The organism is Micromonospora sp. NPDC048947 (assembly GCF_040649495.1).
Taxonomy (GTDB): Bacteria; Actinomycetota; Actinomycetes; order Mycobacteriales; family Micromonosporaceae; genus Micromonospora; species Micromonospora alfalfae.
Map to the genome: position 1 here is coordinate 73,948 of NZ_JBEZFO010000017.1, position 21,022 is coordinate 94,969.

Consider the following 21,022-nt stretch of genomic DNA (forward strand, 5'->3'; position numbering starts at 1 on the left):
CGCAATCACTGTGGCCTGGCGGCTCCGCCAGCGGTGGAGCTGGCTGGTTCACAGCGGCGGCGCGATGTCCCGCCGCTCCTCGACCTGGCGATACTCCACCGGCTGCTCGGTGGTGGTGACGACCTGGCGGCGGCGACCCCAGATCAGCGTGGTCATGATCAGGCCGAGCACGCCGGCGCCCATCAGGATCCAACCGACCACGTCGAGGTTGATGCCGCCGACGCTCGCGTCCAGTGCGAAGGTGAGGATCGCGCCGAGCGCGATCAGGAAGATGCTGGTGCCGATACCCACGACAGCCTCCTTAAGGGGGTGTGGTGCGCTGTCGAGCCCTTCAGTACCCCGGGCAGGACCAGCGCAACCGCGACCGGCCAGGGTGCCGTGCCAAGCGATCTTGGCATCGGGTAGAGTTCACCTGTCGCCGGCGCTTGCCGGGGACGTGCGGACGTAGCGCAGCTGGTAGCGCATCACCTTGCCAAGGTGAGGGTCGCGGGTTCGAATCCCGTCGTCCGCTCGCGATGCGCCCCACGGGGCCGCCACGGGCGATTGGCGCAGTGGGAGCGCGCTTCCTTGACACGGAAGAGGTCACTGGTTCAAACCCAGTATCGCCCACCATCTGTACAGCGGATCAGACGACCCGTTACCGGATATCCGGTAACGGGTCTCGGCGTTTCCGCTTCCCGCGCCCGCACACCAACTGTCACTCGCCGGCGCGGAGCACCTCGCTCAGCCGGTCGCGTCGCCGCAGCGCCGACTCCACAGGTACGACAGCGGCGACCGTCGCCAGCAGCGCCACGCTCACCAGGCCCAGCAGCCACCACGGCAGGACCGCCGTCGGGTCGGCGGCCTGACCGGTGAGCAGCCACAGGTCGAGCGGGCCGAGCATCAGGCGCGCGAGCAGGGCCCCGAGTAGCGGGCCGCACACCGCGGTGACGACCACCGGCGGCAGCAGCTCTCCGGCGGCGACCCAGCGGGCGTCGCGTGGCCGCAGGCCGAGGGTCCGCAGTCGGGTCAGGGTCTGCCACCGCTGTGAGGCGCCGGCGGCGGCGGCGAGCATGAGGCCGAGCAACCCCAGCGCCAGAAGCACCGCGGCGGCCGTCCACGCCAGCCGTACCAGCCCTGCCGTGAGCGGAGCCACCCGCTGCGCCCGCAGGACGTCCGCCCGCAGCACGACGTCGGAGGCGACTCCGGTGTTCGACACGGCCCGGCCCGCGCCGGGGCCGGTGACCCAGACGGTGTTCGGAACGGCGGGCAGCCCGGCGTCGGCGAGGGCCGCGGCGTCCACGATGACGACGTCGGTGGCGCCGCCGACCGAGGGAGCGGCACCGACGGCGGCGAGCCGGATCGCCGGGGCCCCGTCCCGGGGTAGCTGCAGCCGCGTGCCGGTCCGCAGATCGCCGTCACTCGAACGGACCAGCGCTGGGACCTCCCCGGGGCCAGGACCGGGTGCCCTGAGCCGGGCCAACGCCGGCGCGTCGGGCAGCGGAGTGGTGGCCAGCAGGCGCTGGAACGCCGCAGTGTCCACGACGATCAGGCGTGGGGTGAGCAGCGTCGATTCGCTGAAGACGCGTGCCGAGTCGGTCACCTGCGCGACGACGACCTGCCCCACCCCCGGTGCGGCGGCGATGCGCTCGGCGAGTGCGGGCGTGGCGGCCTCGGCGTCGGCGCCGACGTCGAGGCGGGCGTCGGCGCCGACGGTGCTCCACGCGCCGTCGGTCAGGCCCCGGGTGACGGTGGCGCCGAGGATGAGCGCGAACGACGCGAGCGCCGTGGTGCTGACCAGAACCAGCAGCGGCAGCGCACGCCCGGCCGTTGTGGCCGCCTGGGCGGCACTGAACACGGCCAGCGGGCGGCGCGAGCGCAGGGCCTGTCGGAGCGCGAACCGCGCCCCGAGGGGCAGTAGCCGGAGCAGGACGAGCGCGCCGACGAGCGCGCCCAGAGCGAGGGCGCTGATCGGCAGGATGAGGTCGCCGGTCAGCTCACCGTTGTCACCGTCGGAGACGACGGGCAGGAGCCCGCGCTGGTGCAGTGTGATGAAGGCGGCCACCGCGGCGATCAGGACAGCCGCCTCCACTGCGGTGCGGCGCAACTGACCGGTGGCCCGGTTCCAGCGCCGAGCGGCCCGGTTGGCGGGTTGGCGTCGGTCTCGGCTGGCGCGGGCGGCGGCGAGGGTGCCGAACGCCGGGCCGGCGAGGGCCCCGGCCAGGACCACGGGAACGGCCCAGGTCCAGGAGACGCCCGGAGCGGCCGCGCGCGCGAGCGCGAGCCCGACGGCGGCGGCCGACACCGACACCACAGTGGACTCGATGATCAGTTCCGCGCCGAGGTCGGGTAGCGCCGCCCCACGCTGCCGGGCGACACTCAGCACCGGGGTACGGCGGCGGGCCAGCAGGTTGGCGGCGAGCAGCAGGACCAGCACCGTGGCGGTCAGGACCCCGGCGAGCAGGACGGCGGCCTGTGTGGAAGCGGCGCTGTTCCGGGTACGGGCGTCGTGCAGGGCGGTGTCGAGCTGCGATTCCCACTTCAGGGACTGGTCGCGGTCGCTCGATGAACCCGAGGTCGCCTTGAGCTTGACCACCTGGGCGGCGAGCGTCGCTGCGGCGTCCCAGGTGAGCGCGTCGGGAACGGGTGCGAAGTGGACGGTGCGTCGCAGTTGGTCCTCGTCGACGGCGAGCCGGGCGTCCGGTAACGACTCGCGCGACAGCAGGCCGGCGAACCGGGTGGTCCCCGGGCCGTCGGCGCCGGGCACGGGGCGCAGTAGCGCCGCGGCGAGCCGCCAGGCCGGGTCGGCGCTGTCAGTGGGTCGGTAGATCCCGCTGATCCGGACGTCCTTGTCGCGACCCTGGCCGTCCTTCACCGGGATTCGATCGCCGGGGCCGAGGTCGAGTGCGGCGGCGTCCGCCTCGGAGAGGCCGACCTGCACCGGCCAGGGCGGTCCGCCGTAGGGGACCTCGACGTACTCGTCGGAGACGGTGGGACCGGGCGGGCTGCCGGCGATCCAGGTCACGTCCGGACCGTCGAGGTCACCGGCGAGGTAGGTGAACTGGAAGGTACGCGGCGCGTTGCCGTCGGTGATGGTGAGGATCGGGCCGTTGACAGCGGTGACTGGCGGGAGCAGCGCGGCGTCCAGGTCGGGCCCGAGGGCCGATGTCGCCCGGTCGCGGAAATCGCCGAGGTCATCGGCGAGGTGGGGCATGCGGACCCGCCCGCCGGTCGGTCCGTCGTCGCGTTCCCAGTTGGCGTGGACGAGGACGTTCGAGTCCTGGCCGGCGCGGCGGACCGTGTCCCGCACGGCGTCGTCGGCGGCGGCGCGGAGCAGCGCCGGCGCTGCTCCGGCGAGCAGCGCGACGGCCGCGATGACGGCGGCGGTGAGCAGCAGCGGTCCGACGTCGGCACGGCCACGGCCGCGGATACTGGGCCAGTGCGGCGTCGGCCACCGACGGGTCAGCCACCGCTTCACGGCGCCACCCGCAGGTGCGTGGCGTCGGCCCGACGGACCTGGACGGTGACCACGACGGCGACCGCCAGCATGCATCCGGCCACCAGTACGGCGAGCAGTGCGGCCTCGGCTGGCCACGGCCAGTGTGCCTGGGTGGCCGGGACGGGCGCGGCGCCGGTTTCGGAGCGCACGAGCAGGGGAGCGACGACGCGGGTGGCGAGCGCGCCGACGGCCGCGCCCGCCGCGAGCACCGGCAGCAGGACCCCGGCGTGCTGGCCGAGCAGCACGGCCCGGATGCCGCGTCGGGACATCCCCAGGCCGCGCAGCCGCGTCACCTCGACGGCGCGGGCCTGGAGATCACAGGTGACGTGCAGGACGACGCCGGCCAGCAGCAGCAGGGCTGCGGCCGGGACGATGAGGCGCAGCGCGGCTGGCAGCCCGGCGAGCAACGGGCCGCCGATGAGGCGGGCGGTCTCCGCCTCGCGGGTCGCGACGGCGCCCAGGTGCAGGGCGGTGGCCCGCTCGGCGGCACCGGGGCCGGCCGGGTGGCCGACCCACCAGGCGTCGACCGGGAACGTCAGGTCGCCGGTGACGGCACGTGCGCGGGACAGCGTGTCCAGGTCGGCCAGGACGGCGACGGCGCCGGGGGCGGACGGGACGGCCGGCACTACCTCGGTGACGACGACCGGGACGGGCGTGATGCCGACAGTGATGCTGAGCTGGCTGCCGCTCTCGACACCGACCTCGCTGGCGAAGCGGGCGGACACGGCGACGGGCACCGGGCCGGGGTCCGGGAAGGCGGTGGCGACGAGGGTCCGGGCGGCGTCCTCGACGCCGCCGAGGTCGACGGTCGCGGCCATCCGCAACGTGGTTCCCGTCGGGGTGGCGGACACCAGGACGGTCGGGTCCCTCAGCCTGCTCGGGATCGGCGGCGCGGAGGTGGCTGTCCAATCCGATCCGTCGGTGGGATCCTCCGCCGGCCCGGCGGGCGGCACTGTGAGTGTGACGGCTACGGCGACAGGTCCGCCGCCCGCGTCGGCGGTGACCGGCAGGGCGACAGCGACGAGGCGCAGCCCGTCAGCCGTCGCGCAGGCGGGCAGCCGAAACTCCCTGCCGTCGAGCGGTACGGCGGGACCGGTGCAGGCCGTGCGTAGGCCGGTGGCGTCCTGCAGCATCAGCCGGGGCGTCACGACGGGCGGGGTGTCACCGGCGGCGGTCCCGCTCAGTACGAGCGGGGCGCCAGCCGGAACGGCGAGGCTGTTGACCCGGGTGGGTGGTGCCAGCGTGGCACCCACGTCAGCCCATCCGCGGTCGTTGTCCAGCCGCCCCCGCAGCAGCGCGTCGGCGCGGGTGGTGTCGACGGCGACCAGGCGCGGCGCGTCGCCGGCGCTGCCGAGCCACTGACCGACGGCGGTGCCACGGTCGAGGGCCGGACTCACCGCACCCGCGGTGGCCGCGCTGAGGATCGCGCCGTCGCCGGCCACCGGCGCCGTGCTGAGGGTGAGTGCCAGGTCGGTGCCGACGGCGAGCGCGGCCTGGTCGCGCTGCGACTGGTGCCACGTGTCGTCGAAGGCGAGGCCGAAGGTCCCGGCCGCGCAGGCCAGCCCGACGAGCAGCCCGGCGGCGACCGCCTGTGGCCGGCGGGCGGCCTCGGCGACCGCCAGCGGAAACGCCAGCCCGCGGGCGCGGTACGCCAACCGGTCGGCGCCGCGCAGGGCGGGTAGTACCACCCGGAGTGCCAGGGCGGCACCCGCGGTGAGCAGCAGCGCCGGCGCGAGCATCCGGACCGCGTCGGCGCGTGGGCTGGCGTCGGTGGGCTGCGCGTACAGCTGCCACCATCCGGCGGCGGCGAAGACCGCGAGCATCAGGTCGGCACCGGATCGGGCCAGCAGTTCGCGGCGGGTGCGCTGGTCGCCGGCTGCCGGGACGGGCCGGATCGCCAGGACGATGAGGACAGCGGCGAGCACCAGCGCACCGCCGACCACAGCGAGGACCTGGGCGCCGACGACGGCCGGCCGGACGGTCAGGCCGGCGCCGTCCAACGGCGGCAGGTGGGTCAGGCCGGAGTGCAGAGCCGACGAGGCCGGTATCGCGAGCGCGGCGGCGACGGCGGCGACGAACCCGGCCTCGACCGTCGCGGTGGCGGCGAGTTGGCGACGGCTGGTGCCCAGGGCCGACCGCAGGGCGGTCTCGTCCGCGCGTATGCCAGTGGTCAGCCGGCCGGCGAGGACGAACGCCGTCGCGGCCAGGACACCGCCGAGGACGGCGATGGCGAGCACGGCGGCGGCGGTGACGTGCCGTTGGTCGTCGGCGGACCGCAGGGTCGCCGGCAGTTCGGAGGCGACACGGGCGAGTTGAACGCGGTCGCCGAGGGTGCCGGCCAGCCGGCGGTCGACACCGTCGACGGCCTCAACCAATGTCTCCAGGTCCTGGCGGTTGCTGTGGGACAGGTCCGGATGGGCGGTGACCTCCATCCGGTCGACGGTGGCACCGGTGGTGACCAGGTCGGCCAGGTCGACGAGGAACGGGCCGTAGGCGTTGACCGGCTGCATGAAACGGCCGTCCCGGTAGCCGGCGGCGGAGCCGGCCGTGGCCAGCGGGTCGCGGTCCCAGCCACGCGCCGGCAGCGGGCGTACGACACCGACGACGAGCACGTCGATGGGTGGGACGGGCGCGTGAGCCAGTTCGGCGCCGAGGCGCACCCGGCGACCGGGGGTGAGGCCGAGCAGTTGTGCCGTGGACTCCAGCAGCACCGCGTCGCCGGGGTGCTGTGGCCAGCGTCCGGTGACCAGCTCGCTGCGGGCCGGCAGGTCGTCCAGTCCCGACAGGTACGCCTGGGCCGGGACTGTGGTGCCGGTGGCGAGCCCGGGCGGCAGCGCCCGCAGCACCGTCGACGCCCGCGCGGTTGTTGTCACCGGGAACGGTGCGAGGGTGGAGGCCACCACCGTGCGGGTGTCGGCGGCGACGGACGGCGTGTCCCGACCCTCGACGGTGCCGGTGTAGACGGTCACGTCGACGGCGGACGGGGCGGCGCGGGCCACGGCGACCTCCAGCGCGCGCTCGGCGGTGCGGGTGACCAACAGGGTGCAGGTACCCAGCACCGTCGCGCCGATCGTGACGACCCCGAGAAGGGCCGCCAGCAACGGCCACTGCGCGCGGGCGCGCCGGCTGACCAGCCTCATCGTCGCGTCACCGGGCGTCCGGCGCGGGCGCGTACGGTTGCCCGGCAGCCTGTTCGTCGAGGTGTCCGTCGTGGATGCGGATCACCCGGTCGGCCAGGGCCATCATCACCGCGTCGTGCGTCGACACCAGTACGGTGACGCCCTCGGATTCCACTATCCCGCGCAGCAGGGCCATCACCGACAGGCCGGTCTCGGCGTCCAGTTGCCCGGTGGGCTCGTCGGCGAGCAGAAGCTGGGGCGAGGCGGCCAACGCGCGGGCGATCGCCACCCGCTGCTGCTGGCCGCCGGACAACTCGGCCGGGCGCTGCCGGGCGTGGTCGGCCAGACCGATCAGCTCCAGCAGCAACTCGACCCGCCGCTCGCGCTCGATCGGGGCGACGCGGGCCATCCGCAGCGGGGCGGCGACGTTCTCCGCGGCCGACAGCACCGGGATCAACCCGAAGCTCTGGAAGACGTACGACACCTTCTCGCGGCGCAGCCGGGACAGGCCGTCCTCGTCGAGGGCGGTGACGTCGGTGCCGTCGACGTGCACGGTGCCGGCGTCCGGGCGGTCCAGGCCGCCGATGACGTTGAGCAGGGTGGTCTTGCCCGAGCCGGACCGGCCGACGAGCGCCACCATCGATCCGGCGGCCACGTCGAACGACACGCCGTTCAGTGCGTGTACGACTGTCGGCCCGGTGCGGAAGCGCCGGTGTACGCCGCGCACGCTCAGCATCGGTTCGCTGCTCATTCGCCGCTTCCCGAGTCGGGGTGGATCGTGATGTGGTCGGGTTCCAGGGCCAGCCGGACCCGTCGGGTCAGCGCCAGCGCCTGGCGGAACTCGCGGGGCACCTGGACCCGCCCGGCCCGGTCCATCACCGCGTACTCCTCGGCGATCATGTGCGTGTCGCCCTCCGCGTCGGTGGTGCTGCGGCGTAGCACCTCGCTGCTGGTACGCCCATCCCGGATCGCGATGGTCCGTTCGACCTGGCCGCTGACCTCCGGATCGTGGGTCACCACCACCACCGTCACGCCGTAGCGCCGGTTGACGTCCCGCAGCACGCCGAAGACCTCAGCGGACGTGGCGGCGTCCAACTCGCCGGTCGGCTCGTCGGCGAGCAGGACCTGCGGCTGGTTGGCCAGCGCAACAGCGATCGCGACCCGCATCTGCTGCCCGCCGGAGAGCTGCCCGGGGCGGCGGTCGGCGCAGTCGGCGACACCGAGGCTGTCCAGCAGTTCGGCGGCGCGCTCCCGGCGTTCCTGCTTCGCGGTACGGGCAGCCGTCATCGGCAGGTCCACCATCTCCCGCGCGGTCAGGTAGGGGATCAGGTTGCTCGCGGTCTGCTGCCGTACGAACCCGACGGTGTGCCGCCGGTAGGCCACCCGGTCCGCGCGGGACATCGTCAGCAGATTCCACCTGTCGACCCGGACCCGCCCGGCGGTGGGGGCGTCGATGCCGGCCAGGATGGAGAGCAGTGTCGACTTGCCCGACCCGGAGGCACCGACGACGGCGACCAGCTCACCGCTCTCCACGGCCAGGTCCAGGCCCTGCAGTGCCTGCACCTCGATCGAACCGGTCTGGTAGATCCGCACCAGGTTCTCGCAGACGATGAGCGCGTCCCGGCCGAACTCGGGTGCCCGCGCGGATGGCTGCGGCAGCGACAGCGGTGTGCTGGACATGCCTTCTCCGTCCGGGTCGCGTTACCAAATGCGTCAAGCGCCTCGATTGCGCGCGCTGACGCAGATTGAAGCAGTTTCGCAATCGGCGGCTCTGTTGACCATGCCCCGGGCGACTTTTCTGCATTCTGGGCGAGGGTCCGCAGCGGGTCGTGAACCTACCGGGCTCCCACACCGACTGAACAGGCGAAGGAGGGCCGATGAGCGATGAGTTGCTGGTGGTCCGCTGCCAGTTGGGTGAGCGGGAGGCGTTCGCCGAGCTGGTGCAGGGCTGGCATCCGGCGGTCGAGCGGTACGTCGGGCGGATGCTCGGCGGGTCCGACGACGATGTGGTGCAGGAGGTCTGGCTGGCGGTCGTCAAAGGGTTGCCGAGGCTGCGGCAGCCGGACCGGTTCGCCCCGTGGCTGTTCGCCATTGCCCGCCGGGCCGTGATGAACCGGCTGCGGGACGCGTACGCCCGCCCGGAGCCCGAACCGTTCGACGACCTGCCCGGTGACGACGAGGCGGAGGGTGTCGTCAACCGGGAAACGCTCGCCGGCGCGCTGGCGGCGCTTCCGGCCCGGGAACGGGAGGTGCTCCTGCTGTTCTACCTGGAGGATCTGCCGCTGGACGCCTGCGCGCAGATCTGCGCCGTGCCCGTCGGCACCATCAAGTCGCGGCTCAACCGGGCCCGCAGGTTGTTACGCCACGAGCTGGTACGGAAGGGGTACGAAGCATGACTCCGGAAGAGGTGTTGGCGCGACTGGACGCGCCGTTGTCGCTGCGCAAGCGGGTCGGCTACCTGGCCGTGGCCTTCGCCGGTCTCACCGGGAGCGCCCTGATCGGCCTGCTCTGGGCCACCGAGCCCGGGTTGCCGACGCGTACGAACGTGGCCTTCGCCGTCCTGGTGGCGATCGGTCTGTGTTGGGCGGCGTTCGGTGGCTGGGCGGTGACCCGACGGACTCCGCTGTTCGCCCGGGAACGGGTGGTCGCCGGCTGGCTCGGCGTCGGCGCGTGGCTGGTATTCAGCGTCGGCGCGCTGATCATCAGCCTGGTGCGGCAGGAGTTCGAGCCGCTGCTGCTGGGGGTGGTGCTCGTGCTCGGCGTGGTGGCGGCCGTGCACCTGCGGGCGGCCCGCCAGGCGAGGGCGGCGCTGCTGCGCCGCCGGAACGCGCTGGCCGGGACGGCGACGGGCGGCGAATGACCGTTCTGCCACGGGCAGATCCGCTACCGGTGAACACCGGCGCCCTCCGCCGGTCGGTGCCGGCACAGTGGAGCGCATGAGACTGCTGGTGTTGGGCGGTACGGGCTTCGTGGGCGGGGCCACTGTCACCGAGGCGGTGCGCCGCGGCTGGTCGGTGACGGTGTTCAACAGGGGGCTGCACGGCAGCGTGCCGCCCGGCGTACACCGGTTGCGGGGTGACCGCACCGCGCCGGACGGCCTGGGCGCGCTGGCCGGCGGTGAGTGGGACGTCGCGGTGGACACCTGGGACGGCGCGCCGCGGGCCGCCGGGGACGCCGCCCGCGCCCTGGTCGACGCGGTCGGTCACTACGTGTACGTGTCCAGCGGCTCGGTCTACACCGACCATGCCGTGGCGGGGTTGCAGGAGGACTCCCCGGTGGTGGACGCCGACGCGGGTTCCGTCGACGGCGACTACCCGCAGCTCAAGGCAGGTGCCGAGCGCGCCCTGCGGGAGGTCTTCGGTCAGCGTGCGTTGGTCGCCCGGGCCGGCCTGATCCTGGGTCCGGCCGAGGACATCGGCCGGCTGCCCTGGTGGCTACGGCGCATCGAGCGGGGTGGGGACGTGCTCGCCCCCGCGCCGGCCGACCTGCCCGTGCAGTACGTCGACGTCCGCGACCTGGCGGGGTGGATGCTGGACGCGGGCGCCCGGAAGGTGGGCGGCACGTTCAACGCGGTCGGTCCTCCGGCACAGACCACGATGGGCGAGCTGCTCGACGCGTGCGTGGCCGCCGTCGGCGCGGACGCCAGGCTGCGCTGGACCGATCCGGCGTCGATCCTCGCCGCCGGGGTGCAGCCGTGGAGCGACCTGCCGATCTGGCTGCCGCGCGGGCACCCGTACCGGGGGTTGCTGGAGCAGGACGTGACCCGGGCCCTGGCGGCCGGGTTGACCTGCCGGCCGGTGGCCGAGACAGTCGGCGACACCTGGCGCTGGCTGCGGGAGGTCGGTGCGGTTCCGCCGCGCGCCGGGCGACAGCGACGCAGCTCGATCGGGCTGGACCCGGCAGTGGAGGCCGCCGTGCTCGCCGCCTGACAGTGCCCCGGCGGGTCAGGCGGGCACCACCGGCAGGTCCAGCACCTCGTCGACGCCACGTCGGGGGGTCGGTCGACCCGGCTGACCGTACCCGATCCGCAGCACCATCTGCGGCGTGCCGAACCGGCCCAGGGACAGCCGCAGTTGCTCCCGCGCCGTGGGCACCTCGATCGGCTGGGAGAGCATCGACACGCTGAGTCCGGCGTCGGTGGCGGTGAGCAGCAGGCGTTGCAGGGCCTGCCCGGCGATCACCTGGTCCACTGCGGTGTTGCCCGCCGAGCCCAGCACCCCCACCAGGGGTTCCGGTTCGAAGTCCCGCCCGGGGGCGCGGTCGCGCCCACCGTAGCCGCGCGCCGGGAGGACGTCCTGCGGTTCGCCCCGCGGACCTCCGGCCGAGGCGGGCACGCCGTCCGGGGTGGCCCCCCGGCGCAGCCACCGTTCCCGTTCGGCCCGGTACGCGGGGTCGCGCTCCAGCACCCGGTGCGCGCTGCGCGCGATCTCCCCGAACGCGGAGACGGCGCTCACCCCGATCAACAGCTCCAACCAGCACTGCTCGGCACGGGCGGCCTCGCCGAGGCGCCACCGGGCGTCGGCCGGCACCGGGTCCGGCCAGAACGGCAGGCGGTTGCTGAACCGGCGCGGGATGGCCGCGTACAGGCACTGCTCGGCGGGGGCGGGCCGGCGTGGAAGGTCCGGCACCAGCCGGGCCAGCAGGTCCGGCTCGGCCGGGTCGGGGCGCAGCCGCACCCGGGCCGGGACACCGGCCACGGCCAGGGCGATCCGCAGGTTGAACAACGCGGCCCCGCAGGCGATCCGCAGACCCCACCCGCTCGGGTCGGTCGCCGGCAGCCGGCGGGTGGGGTCGGCCAGCACCTCGATGCCGCCGTCGCGCAGCCGGAGCCGCCACGGCTGGGTGTTGTGCAACGACGGTGCCCGGACCGCGTCCACGGCGGCGGTCCGCAACTGGGCTGCGGTGTAGCCGATGTCCATGTCGGTGCTCCTCTCCCGCTGGGCCGGCGGCGGGTGGTGCCGCGCTGGCTGGCATACCTTCACGGTCCATCGTTGCGTCGTCGTCGAGCAGGGCCGGACGTCCCGACCGGTCGGGTCCGAGCGCCCGCTCGCCGCGTGCCGATCGGGACCTTCGGCCCGTGCGGTGGGCCAGGGGCAGCGGGTAGAAACGAGAGATGATCCGTGTGTTCCTCCTCGACGACCATGAGGTCGTCCGCCGTGGCCTGGCCGACCTGTTGCAGAGCAGCGGCGACATCGAGGTGGTCGGCGAGTCCGGCTCGGCGCAGGAGGCGGCCCGCCGCATCCCGGCGTTGCGGCCCGACGTGGCGATCCTCGACGCACGGCTGCCCGACGGCAACGGCATCGACGTGTGCCGTGACGTACGCGCCGTCGACTCGTCCATCAAGGGACTGATCCTCACCTCCTACGAGGACGACGAGGCGTTGTTCGCAGCGATCATGGCGGGTGCCGCCGGGTACGTGCTCAAGCAGATCCGTGGCACCGACCTGGTCGACGCGGTGCGCCGCGTCGCGGCCGGGCAGTCGCTGCTCGACCCGGCGATCACCGCCCGGGTGCTGGAGCGCGTCCGCAACGGCGTCGAGCAGCCGCGCGAGCTGAGGTCACTCACCGAGCAGGAGCGGCGGATCCTGGAGTACGTGGCCGAGGGGCTGACCAACCGGGAGATCGCCGGGCGGATGTTCCTGGCCGAGAAGACGGTGAAGAACTACGTCTCCAGCGTGCTGGCCAAGCTGGGCCTGGAGCGCCGCACGCAGGCCGCCGTTCTGGCCACGCGTCTGCTCGGCAAGACGCCCTGACCCAGGGTCGCGGGGGTCAGTCGCGCAGCGGCACGGCCCAGCGCACCTCGGTGCCCTGCGGCTCGGCCGGGGCGATCGTGAAGGTGCCGTCGAGGCGGCTGGCGCGTTCGCGCAGGTTGACAAGGCCACCCCGGGCGGCGGCCGGGTCGCAGCCCACCCCGTTGTCGGTGACCATCACGGTGACCTGGCCGGCGTCGACGCGTACGACGACGTCGACGCGGGTGCACCGCGCGTGGCGGACCACGTTCGACAGGGCCTCGCGCAGCACGGCGGTGAGGTCCGGGCGGACGGCGTCCGGCACAGCGCTGTCCACCGGCCCGGTCAGGTCCAGGTGCGGCTTGAAGCCCAGCGCTTCGGCGGCCACCTCGATCTCCGCACGGATCTCGGTCCGCAGCTCCGAAGTCATCGGCGTACGCAGCTCGAAGATCGTCCGGCGGATGTCCCGGATGGTGGCGTCCAGGTCGTCGACGGCCGCGTTGATCCGCTTGGCCAGCTCGGGGCGGGCCATCGGCGCGGCGCTCTGGAGTTGCAGGCCGGTGGCGAAGAGCCGTTGGATCACCACGTCGTGCAGGTCGCGCGCGATCCGCTCGCGGTCCTCGAGAACCACCAGCAGTTCCCGTTCCTCCTGGCCGCGCGCCCGTTCCATCGCCAGCGCGGCCTGCCCGGCGAAGCTGCCCAGCAGCGTCAGATCCTCCTCACTGGCGCCACCGCCGCGCTCTGGCCGGTGCGCCACGATCAGCACACCGTGCAGGGTCTCCGCGGTGGCGAGTGGTGAGATCATCGCCTGGCCGGTGTGCAGCAGCGCCGGCCACGGCGCGGCGTGCGCCAGGTCGTCCACCTGGTCGTGCCGGCCCTGGGCGACCGCCGCGCCGAAGCTGGTGTCGACGGCGGGAAGGACCGCGCCGACGAGCGCGAGGGCCTGCCCGTCGTTGCCGTCGACAACCTCCACGGAGAACTGCTCGGTGTCGCTGTCGTAGAGCAGCACCAGCGCCAGCTCGGCCTCGGCGACCTCGCGGGCGCGGCGGGCGACCAACGCCAACGCGTCGGTACGGCGTACCTCGCCCAGCAGCACCGTGGTGATCTCGGCGGTGGCGGCGAGCCAGCGTTCCCGCCGGTGCGCCAGGGCGTACAGGCGGGCGTTCTCGATGGCCACACCGGCGGCGGCGGCGAGCGCGACGACGATCTCCTCGTCGTCCTCTGTGAACTCCGCGCCGCCCTGCTTCTCCGCCAGGTAGAGGTTGCCGAAGATCTGGTCGCGGATGAGGACCGGCACGCCCAGGAAGCTGTGCATGGGCGGGTGGTTGGCCGGGAACCCGAAGGAGCGGGGGTGCTGGGTGATGTCGGGCATCCGCAGCGGCCGGGGATCGTCGATGAGCAGGCCGAGCACGCCGCGCCCGTGCGGCAGGTCGCCGATCTGCTCATGCTGCTCGGGCGTGACGCCGTGGACGATGAAGTCGTGCAGCAACCGGTCCGGGCCGACCACGCCGAGCGCGCCGTACCGGGCGCCGACCAACTCGCAGGCCGCCTGCACGATGCGTTGCAGTGTGGTGCGCAGATCCAGGTTGGTGCCGATACCGACCACCGCGTCGAGCAGGGCCCGCAGGCGCTCCCGGCTGGTCACCACCTCGCCGACCCGGACCAGCATCTCCTGCAACAGCTCGTCGAGACGGACCCGGGACAGCGGGCTCAGCCCGAGCGAGGGTGCCGGGGACGGTTCCTGACGGGGCGACGGCGCGCTGCTGGTCACCGGGGGATGGTAGCGCCGGTGCCGCTCGTCGCCAGACCCGTCAACTGACGGCGGAGGTGTCGACCACCTGCGCGGTGGTCAACCGCGGCGTGTGCGGCGGGCCGGAGTGTGCCGGGTCCGCGATGCCCAAGCGCAGCACGAGGTACGGGAAGCCGATCCCGGAGAGCAGCTGCCGCAGGGTCTGCCGGGTGCCCGGCACCTCCACCACCGCGCTGAGCGGCACCACCGACACGCCGAGTCGGGTGGCCGTCAGCCAACCGGCGGAGAGCGCCTCGCCGGCACGCAACCAGTTGTCCCGTTCGTCCTCGTCGCCGTGCAGCATCGCGTACACCGCCATCCGGTCGTGGCCCGGACCCACCGGCAGGCTGCCGGGACGCCCGAAGTCCCGACCCGGCACTGTCGTCTGCGCGGGCTGCTCGGGCAGCACCTCGGCCGGCAGGCCGGTGCCCGAGCCGGCCCGGCTGGTCCAGTACGCCAGCTCGCTACGTACCTCCGGGTCATCGGCCTCGACCCGGTCGGCGTGCCCGGCGGTGGCGGCCAGCTCCAGCACCTGGTCACGGTCGAGGATCTGCAACCGGCAGCCTTCCGCGCTGACCGCCCGGGTGATCTCCTCGATCGCTGTGGGCGGAACCGGCTCGTCGCTGACCGGCCGCCGGTCGGTGTGCCGCACCTGCATGCACTGCACCATGCGCATGGCGTCCGGGTCGGCCCCGGTGTGGCTGAGGTCGGTCAGCCGGGCCAGCAGCTCGTTGTCGTCCGGGTCGGGCAGCCGCTCCACCACGGCGCGCCAGCCCTCGGCGGCCAGAGCCAGTCGGGCGTGGTGCAGAGCGATGCCGCAACTGATCGCGAGCAGCCGCCCCTCGGGGTCGCTGGCGGCGAGCTGCCGGTCGGCGACCGAGCGCAGTTCCAACGCGTCGGGCAGCACCCGCCAACGCCACGGCTGGGTGTTGTGCACCGAGGGAGCGTGGCCTGCGGTGGCGGCGGCCTCCGCCAGCGCGGTGGTCAGCTGACTTTCCTGACTCATGGTCACGACCTTTCCGTCTCTGCTCATCGTGCCGTATGGCGCGTCACCGCGCCCGGGGTTGCCGCCTCATCCTGTGGCCTTCGGCGGTGTCCCCGCAGGGCCACAGGTCCCGATCTCGCCGGGCCGTTGCGCCCGCCGAGCGAGGTTCGACGCACCGCCACGACGTACGTCCACCGGACGAAACATCCGGGGGAGGGCCGCTCGGAGCCCTCCGGCTGCGACGATGCGCAGGTGGGGGCCGAGCCGACCAGGTGCGTACCGGAGCAGCCGGTCCGCGGCCGTGTTCGGCGGTGGTGGGCCTGGACTCCACTCGTCGGGCTCGGCATCGGGGTGCTGGCCGGCGCGGCGTTGCGTATCGCCGGCCGGCCGGGCGCGGCCAACCTGATCTGGGCGGCCGTCACGGTGGCCGCGCTGCTGCCGGCTGCGTGGTCGATGCTGCGCGCGTTGTGGCACCGGCGCTTCGGGGTGGACGTGATCGCCGTGCTGGCCCTGGCCGGTGCGCTCGGCGTCGGGGAGTACCTGGCCGGGGCGGTCATCGCCGTGATGCTGGCGACCGGGCGGTCGTTGGAGTCGTATGCGCAGCGCCGGGCCACCCGCGACCTGCGGGCGTTGCTGGCGCGCGCTCCGCGTACCGCCCGTCGGCGTGGGCCCGGCGGCGCGATCGAGGTCGTGCCGCTGGACCAGGTGGCGGTGGCGGACAGGTTGCTGGTGGGCCCGGGGGACGTGGTGCCGGTCGACGGAACCGTCGACGAGGCCGCCACGCTGGACGAGTCGGTGGTGACCGGGGAGTCGCGGTTGGTCCAGCGGGCGGCCGGGGAGGTGGTGGCCAGCGGTGTGGTCAACGCCGGCGCGGGGTTCGGCATGCGCGCGACGAAGAACGCGGCGCAGAGCACGTACGCCGGGATCGTCCGGCTGGCCCAGGAGGCGACCGCCCGCCAGGCCCCGATGGTGCGGCTGGCCGACCGGTACGCCGCCGCGTTCGTGCCGTTCACGCTGGTCCTGGCCGGGCTGGGTTGGCTGCTCTCCGGCGACGTGGTGCGGGCGGTGGCGGTGCTGGTGGTGGCCACCCCCTGTCCGCTGTTGCTGGCCACGCCGATCGCGATCGTGTCCGGCCTGTCCCGGGTGGCCAGGCGCGGGGTGCTGGTCCGCGACGGTGGCGCGCTGGAACTGCTCGGCCGGGCGCGGACGCTGTTGGTGGACAAGACCGGCACTCTGACCGCCGGCCGCCCGCGCGCCGCCGAGACCGTCGTCGCCCCAGGTGGTGATCGTGACGAGGTGTTGCGCCTCGCGGCCTCGGTCGAGCAGTTGTCGCCGCACGTGCTGGCCACTGCGCTGGTTCGGCAGGCCCGCGATCGTGGGCTGACACTGACCGAGCCGACTGGCGTCACCGAGGAGCCGGGACGGGGAGTCAGCGGCCGGGTCGACGGGCGCCTGGTCCGGGTTGGTCAGCTCACCGGGGAGCTGCCCGAGTGGGCGGACCGGGCGCGGGCCCGCACCGAGCTGGCCGGTTGGTCAGCGGTGTGGGTCAGCGACGAGGGCGGACCGCTCGGCGCGATCCTGCTGGAGGATCCGGTGCGCCCCGACGCCCGCCGGACCGTGCGTCGGTTGCGTGCGGCGGGGCTGCGGCGGATCGTGCTGGTCACGGGCGACCAACCGACCACCGCCGCGCAGGTCGCGGCGATGGTCGGGGTGGACGACGTGCTGGCCCGCTGCACGCCGCAGGAGAAGGTGGCCCGGGTCCGGGCGGAGGCCGACCGGGCGGTCACCGTGATGGTCGGCGACGGGGTCAACGACGCTCCTGCGCTTGCCGAGGCGCACGTGGGCGTGGCGATGGGTGCGACAGGCGCGAACGCCTCGGCGGACGTGGCGGACGCGGTGCTCACCGTGGACCGGCTGGACCGGCTCGCCGACGTGGTGGAGATCGCCCGGCACGCCCGGCGGATCGCCGTGCAGAGCGCCACCGTTGGGATGGGGTTGGCCGTGCTGGCGATGCTCGTGGCGGCGGCCGGTCGGCTGCCCCCGGTCGCTGGCGCGTTCCTCCAGGAGGGCATCGACGTGCTGGTGATCCTCAACGCGCTGCGGGCACTGCGCGGAGGGCTGCGCCGGCGGGACGTCCCGGCGCGTACCCGGGAGTTGCTCGCCCATTACGCGGCGGAACACCAGGCGGTCCGCGACGTACGGGCCGGGTTGCGGGACAGCGCCGACCTGGTCGCCACCCACCCGGCCTCGCCGAGGTGCCTGCCGGCGGTACGCGAGACGCACCGCCGGCTGACCGAGCGGGTGCTGCCGCACGAGGCTGCCGAGGAGCGACAGCTCTACCCCGCGCTGGCCTCCCCGCTGGGCAGCGGGGAGGCAACCTCGACGATGAGCCGGGCGCACGTGGAGATTCGCCGCCAGGTGGATCTGCTCGGCGCCCAACTCGCCCAGATCGCCGACGGCCGGCTGCGTCCCGATCAGGTTCCCGACCTGCTGGCCACCCTCTACGGGTTGGACGCGCTGCTGCGCCTGCACCTGGCCCAGGAAGAGGAGGAGTTCTTCTCCCTCGACCCGTCGGACCCGACGCCTGCGCGGCGGTGAACCGCCACCCGGGCGCCCGCCGCGGTCAGCGTTCGCGAACCACGGCGACCGGGCAGTTGGCGTGTTGGATGAGCTGTTGACTGACCGAGCCGAGCAGCATGCCGGCCAGCCCGCCCCGGCCCCGGCTGCCGACCACGATCAGCTGCGCGTCCCGACTCGCCTCGATCAGCATCGCCGCCGGGCTCGTCGGCATTAGGTCGACGGTCACCGCCAGCTCGGGGAACGTCCGCCGCCACGGCTCCAGCGCCTGCTCCACGGCGGCCCGTTCGTCGGGCACCCCGGCCGCCCCACCGGGGCCCGGGGTCCAGGCGTGCAGGACGCGCAGCGGCGTCCGCCGTTGCGCCGCCCGTTCGACCGCGAAGCCGAGCGCCACCAGCGAGGGTTCCGAACCGTCCACACCGACCGCCACCGGGCCGGCCGGTGCGGCGACCGATGGCCCGTCGCGGACCACCACGACCGGGCAGTGGGCGTGCGCCGCCACCGAGACCGCCGTCGACCCGGCGAGCAGGCCGCCGAAGCCGCCGTGACCCCGGCTGCCCAGCACCAGCATCCCGGCCTCCGCCGAGCGTTCCTGCAACACCAGCGCGGGCGGCCCGTCGTACACCTCGCCGGTGATCCGCAGCCCGGGGTTTGCCGCGGTGGCGTCCGCCGCGGCCCTGCGGACCAGGTCCTCGACCTGCCGGCGGGCGGTGTCGTCCGGCCACACGCCGGGGGCCACGCCCGGACCGACCCAACTGGCCACTGTCAGCCACTCGAAGACGTACGCCAGCCGCACCGGCTGGCCGCTGTGCCGCGCCTCCTCCACGGCCCAGTTCAGGGCTACCGAGGCGTCGGTGGAGCCGTCGTAGCCGACCAGGATCTCCGCGTCGCGCACGTCGTCCTCCTTCAGGGGGTGGTCGGGTCGGTTTCGCGGACCCAGCGCCATTCGGCGACCTGGGGGTCGTCCTCGCCGTACTGGCGGGTGTAGTCGCGGGCCGCCTGTCGGGCGTCGACCATCCGTTGGCGCAGGTGCGCGGCGCTGGCGGCCAGCCCGGGCACCCGGTCGATGACGTCGATGACCAGGTGGAAGCGGTCCAGGTCGTTGAGCATCACCATGTCGAACGGGGTGGTGGTGGTGCCCTCCTCCTTGTAACCGCGCACGTGCAGGTTCTCGTGGTTGGTGCGACGGTAGGTGAGACGGTGGATCAGCCACGGATAACCGTGGTACGCGAAGATGATCGGCCGGTCCTCGGTGAAGATGGTGTCGAACTCGTTGTCGGTCAGGCCGTGTGGGTGCTCGGTGTCCGGCTGGAGTCGCATCAGGTCGACCACGTTGACCAGGCGCACCTTCAACGTCGGCAGGTTCTGACGCAGCAGCTCGACGGCGGCCAACGTCTCCAGGGTGGGCACGTCTCCGCAGCAGGCGAGCACCACGTCCGGCTCGGTGCCGCCGTCGTTGCTGGCCCACTCCCAGATGCCCAGGCCACGCCGGGTGTGCTGGATCGCCTCGGTCATCGTCAGCCAGTTCGGGGCGGCCTGCTTACCGGCCACCACCACGTTGATGTAGTGCCGGCTGCGCAGGCAGTGGTCCATTGTGGCGAGCAGCGTGTTGGCGTCCGGCGGCAGATAGACCCGCACCACCTCGGCCTTCTTGTTGACCACGTGGTCGATGAAGCCCGGGTCCTGGTGGGAGAAGCCGTTGTGGTCCTGCCGCCAGACATGGCTGGAGAGCAGGTAGTTCAGCGAGGCGATCGGCTGTCGCCAGGGGATGGCCCGGGTCACCTTCAGCCACTTGGCGTGCTGGTTGAGCATCGAGTCGACGATGTGGATGAACGCCTCGTAGCTGGTGAACACGCCGTGCCGGCCGGTCAGCAGGTAGCCCTCCAGCCAGCCCTGGCACAGGTGCTCGGAGAGCACCTCCATGACCCGCCCGTCGGGGGAGAGGTGGTCGTCGCCGGGCACCGTGGCGGCCACCCAGGCCCGGTCGGTCACCTCGAACGCCGCACCCAGCCGGTTGGACGCGACCTCGTCCGGGCCGAACAGCCGGAACGTCTCCGGGTTGGCGCTGATGACGTCGCGGATCCAGGGGCCGAGCACCCCCGTCGCGCCGGCGATCGGCGTACCCGGTTCGGGTACCTCCACGCCGTAGTCGCGGAAGTCCGGCAGGGTCAGGTCGCGCAGCACCACACCGCCGTTGGTGACCGGGTTGGCGCTCATCCGCCGGTCACCGCGCGGCGGCAGCGTCAGCAGCTCCTCCACCGGCGCGCCTGTCGCGTCGAACAGCTCCTCCGGCCGGTAGCTGCGCAGCCAGCGCTCCAGCTCGGCCCGGTGTGCCGGGTTGTCGCGGACGCCCGACAGCGGCACCTGGTGGGCGCGGTAGGTGCCCTCCACCTGGGTGCCGTCGACCTCACGCGGGCCGGTCCAGCCCTTCGGCGTCCGCAGAATGATCATCGGCCAGCGGGGACGCTCGACGACGCTTCCGGAGCGGGCCCGCCGCTGGATCTCGGCGATCTCGCTCAGCACACGGTCCAGCGTCGCGGCGAGGGTCCGGTGCACCCGGGCGGGCTCGTCACCGGCCACCACGTACGGCTGGTAGCCGGATCCGCGCATGAGGTCGAGCAGGTCGGCCTCGGGGATCCGGGACAGCACGGTCGGGTTGGCGATCTTGTAGCCGTTGAGGTGCAGGATGGGCAGCACCGCGCCGTCGCGCGCCGGGTTGAGGAACACGTCGGAGAGCCAACTGCCGGCCAACGGCCCGGTCTCCGCCTCGCCGTCGCCGATCACGCAGGCCACCAGCAGGTCCGGGTTGTCGAACGCGGCGCCGTAGGCGTGGCTCAACGCGTACCCGAGCTCGCCGCCTTCGTGGATCGAACCCGGCACGTCCGCAGCGACATGGCTGGGGATGCCACCCGGAAAGGAGAACTGGCGGAAGAGCCGGGACATCCCGGCCTCGTCGCGGGCCACGTCGTGGTAGCGCTCCGACCAGGTGCCCTCCAACCAGGTGTTGGCCACGATGGCCGGACCGCCGTGGCCGGGGCCGGTGACCAGCATCGCGTTGAGGTCGCGCGCCACGATCACCCGGTTGAGGTGGGCGTAGATCAGGTTGAGGCCGGGGCTGGTGCCCCAGTGTCCGAGCAGCCGGGGTTTGATGTCGTCGGGGGCCAGCGGCTCGCGTAGCAGCGGATTGTCCAGCAGGTAGATCTGCCCGACGGTGAGGTAGTTCGCGGCGCGCCAGTAGGCGTCCAGCCGGCGCAGCTCGTCGTCGGTGAGGGTGGGGTGCACGTCGAGAGCGGTCTCCATCATGCTGCCTCTCGCGGGTAGGAGTGGGGCGTCCGGCGTCCAGCCT

15 protein-coding genes and 2 tRNA genes are annotated in these 21,022 nt (G+C 73.7%); 7 read left to right on the forward strand and 10 right to left on the reverse strand.

Annotation, left to right across the window (positions count from 1 at the left end):
• Positions 1-48: 48 nt before the first annotated feature.
• Positions 49-291 (reverse strand): DUF6458 family protein, encoded by a 243-nt coding sequence (locus AB0B98_RS23465; RefSeq protein WP_091400768.1) that lies wholly within the window; start codon positions 289-291, stop codon positions 49-51.
• Between the two features lie 147 nt (positions 292-438).
• Here AB0B98_RS23465 and AB0B98_RS23470 point away from each other — a divergent pair.
• Positions 439-511: transfer RNA gene (locus AB0B98_RS23470), tRNA-Gly, on the forward strand.
• A 26-nt stretch (positions 512-537) separates the two neighbouring features.
• Positions 538-612 (forward strand) — tRNA-Val (locus tag AB0B98_RS23475).
• A gap of 85 nt (positions 613-697) precedes the next feature.
• On the opposite strand, the gene AB0B98_RS23480 is transcribed toward AB0B98_RS23475, so the two are convergent.
• From AB0B98_RS23480 to AB0B98_RS23495, 4 genes are read right to left on the reverse strand one after another with little or no spacing between them, the layout of a single operon-like run.
• The gene (locus AB0B98_RS23480; RefSeq protein ID WP_357365295.1) at positions 698-3,457 is read right to left on the reverse strand and encodes an ABC transporter permease; all 2,760 of its coding nucleotides are present in this window, start codon (positions 3,455-3,457) and stop codon (positions 698-700) included.
• The gene (locus AB0B98_RS23485; protein ID WP_357365297.1) at positions 3,454-6,618 is read right to left on the reverse strand and encodes a permease; all 3,165 of its coding nucleotides are present in this window, start codon (positions 6,616-6,618) and stop codon (positions 3,454-3,456) included. Before AB0B98_RS23485 ends, AB0B98_RS23480 begins: the two co-directional genes overlap by 4 nt.
• Before the next feature lie 7 nt (positions 6,619-6,625).
• Positions 6,626-7,348 carry an ABC transporter ATP-binding protein gene (locus tag AB0B98_RS23490; protein WP_357365299.1) on the reverse strand — a complete coding sequence of 241 codons (723 nt, stop codon included), beginning with the start codon at positions 7,346-7,348 and terminating at the stop codon, positions 6,626-6,628.
• Positions 7,345-8,277, reverse strand: coding sequence for an ABC transporter ATP-binding protein (locus AB0B98_RS23495; RefSeq protein ID WP_357365301.1), 933 nt, complete (start codon positions 8,275-8,277; stop codon positions 7,345-7,347). Before AB0B98_RS23495 ends, AB0B98_RS23490 begins: the two co-directional genes overlap by 4 nt.
• A 197-nt stretch (positions 8,278-8,474) precedes the next feature.
• Between AB0B98_RS23495 and AB0B98_RS23500 the strand changes: the two genes are divergently transcribed.
• The 3 genes from AB0B98_RS23500 (at position 8,475) to AB0B98_RS23510 (ending at position 10,526) form a co-directional block, all read left to right on the forward strand.
• On the forward strand, positions 8,475-8,993 hold the full coding sequence (locus tag AB0B98_RS23500) for a sigma-70 family RNA polymerase sigma factor (protein WP_357365303.1): 519 nt from the start codon (positions 8,475-8,477) through the stop codon (positions 8,991-8,993).
• Positions 8,990-9,457, forward strand: a complete 468-nt coding sequence (locus AB0B98_RS23505; RefSeq protein WP_357365304.1) for a hypothetical protein — start codon at positions 8,990-8,992, stop codon at positions 9,455-9,457. The genes AB0B98_RS23500 and AB0B98_RS23505 overlap by 4 nt, the downstream gene beginning before the upstream one ends.
• Before the next feature lie 76 nt (positions 9,458-9,533).
• A complete protein-coding gene (locus tag AB0B98_RS23510) occupies positions 9,534-10,526 on the forward strand; it encodes a reductase (protein WP_357365306.1) in 993 nt (330 codons plus the stop codon).
• A 15-nt stretch (positions 10,527-10,541) separates the two neighbouring features.
• Here AB0B98_RS23510 and AB0B98_RS23515 read toward each other — a convergent pair whose 3' ends face one another.
• Entirely contained in the window at positions 10,542-11,516 is a 975-nt protein-coding gene (locus AB0B98_RS23515; protein WP_357365307.1) for a nitroreductase, read from the reverse strand.
• Positions 11,517-11,710: 194 nt separating this feature from the next.
• Between AB0B98_RS23515 and AB0B98_RS23520 the strand changes: the two genes are divergently transcribed.
• Positions 11,711-12,349 carry a response regulator transcription factor gene (locus AB0B98_RS23520; RefSeq protein ID WP_238671947.1) on the forward strand — a complete coding sequence of 213 codons (639 nt, stop codon included), beginning with the start codon at positions 11,711-11,713 and terminating at the stop codon, positions 12,347-12,349.
• Between the two features lie 16 nt (positions 12,350-12,365).
• On the opposite strand, the gene AB0B98_RS23525 is transcribed toward AB0B98_RS23520, so the two are convergent.
• Positions 12,366-13,994: a GAF domain-containing protein gene (locus tag AB0B98_RS23525; RefSeq protein ID WP_357365433.1), complete on the reverse strand. Its 1,629-nt coding sequence runs from the start codon at positions 13,992-13,994 to the stop codon at positions 12,366-12,368.
• Positions 13,995-14,136: 142 nt separating this feature from the next.
• On the reverse strand, positions 14,137-15,147 hold the full coding sequence (locus AB0B98_RS23530) for a nitroreductase (protein WP_357365310.1): 1,011 nt from the start codon (positions 15,145-15,147) through the stop codon (positions 14,137-14,139).
• Between the two features lie 204 nt (positions 15,148-15,351).
• Between AB0B98_RS23530 and AB0B98_RS23535 the strand changes: the two genes are divergently transcribed.
• Complete coding sequence (locus tag AB0B98_RS23535; RefSeq protein WP_357365312.1) at positions 15,352-17,697, forward strand: heavy metal translocating P-type ATPase; 2,346 nt, start codon at positions 15,352-15,354, stop codon at positions 17,695-17,697.
• A gap of 25 nt (positions 17,698-17,722) precedes the next feature.
• Here the strand turns inward: AB0B98_RS23535 and AB0B98_RS23540 are convergent, their stop codons facing one another.
• Together AB0B98_RS23540 and AB0B98_RS23545 are read right to left on the reverse strand one after the other, a co-directional pair.
• Positions 17,723-18,571 (reverse strand): universal stress protein, encoded by an 849-nt coding sequence (locus tag AB0B98_RS23540; protein ID WP_357365314.1) that lies wholly within the window; start codon positions 18,569-18,571, stop codon positions 17,723-17,725.
• A gap of 11 nt (positions 18,572-18,582) precedes the next feature.
• Complete coding sequence (locus AB0B98_RS23545) at positions 18,583-20,976, reverse strand: phosphoketolase family protein (RefSeq protein ID WP_357365435.1); 2,394 nt, start codon at positions 20,974-20,976, stop codon at positions 18,583-18,585.
• Positions 20,977-21,022: the final 46 nt, after the last annotated feature.

What these genes read in the sequence shown, in the direction of transcription:
- AB0B98_RS23485 (WP_357365297.1), bottom strand. Translation starts at nt 6,618, where the DNA reads ATGAGGCTGGTCAGCCGGCGCGCCCGCGCGCAGTGGCCGTTGCTGGCG.
- AB0B98_RS23490 (WP_357365299.1), bottom strand. Translation starts at nt 7,348, where the DNA reads ATGAGCAGCGAACCGATGCTGAGCGTGCGCGGCGTACACCGGCGCTTC.
- AB0B98_RS23495 (WP_357365301.1), bottom strand. Translation starts at nt 8,277, where the DNA reads ATGTCCAGCACACCGCTGTCGCTGCCGCAGCCATCCGCGCGGGCACCC.
- AB0B98_RS23500 (WP_357365303.1), top strand. Translation starts at nt 8,475, where the DNA reads ATGAGCGATGAGTTGCTGGTGGTCCGCTGCCAGTTGGGTGAGCGGGAG.
- AB0B98_RS23505 (WP_357365304.1), top strand. Translation starts at nt 8,990, where the DNA reads ATGACTCCGGAAGAGGTGTTGGCGCGACTGGACGCGCCGTTGTCGCTG.
- AB0B98_RS23510 (WP_357365306.1), top strand. Translation starts at nt 9,534, where the DNA reads ATGAGACTGCTGGTGTTGGGCGGTACGGGCTTCGTGGGCGGGGCCACT.
- AB0B98_RS23515 (WP_357365307.1), bottom strand. Translation starts at nt 11,516, where the DNA reads ATGGACATCGGCTACACCGCAGCCCAGTTGCGGACCGCCGCCGTGGAC.
- AB0B98_RS23520 (WP_238671947.1), top strand. Translation starts at nt 11,711, where the DNA reads ATGATCCGTGTGTTCCTCCTCGACGACCATGAGGTCGTCCGCCGTGGC.
- AB0B98_RS23525 (WP_357365433.1), bottom strand. Translation starts at nt 13,994, where the DNA reads ATGCTGGTCCGGGTCGGCGAGGTGGTGACCAGCCGGGAGCGCCTGCGG.
- AB0B98_RS23530 (WP_357365310.1), bottom strand. Translation starts at nt 15,147, where the DNA reads ATGAGCAGAGACGGAAAGGTCGTGACCATGAGTCAGGAAAGTCAGCTG.
- AB0B98_RS23545 (WP_357365435.1), bottom strand. Translation starts at nt 20,976, where the DNA reads ATGGAGACCGCTCTCGACGTGCACCCCACCCTCACCGACGACGAGCTG.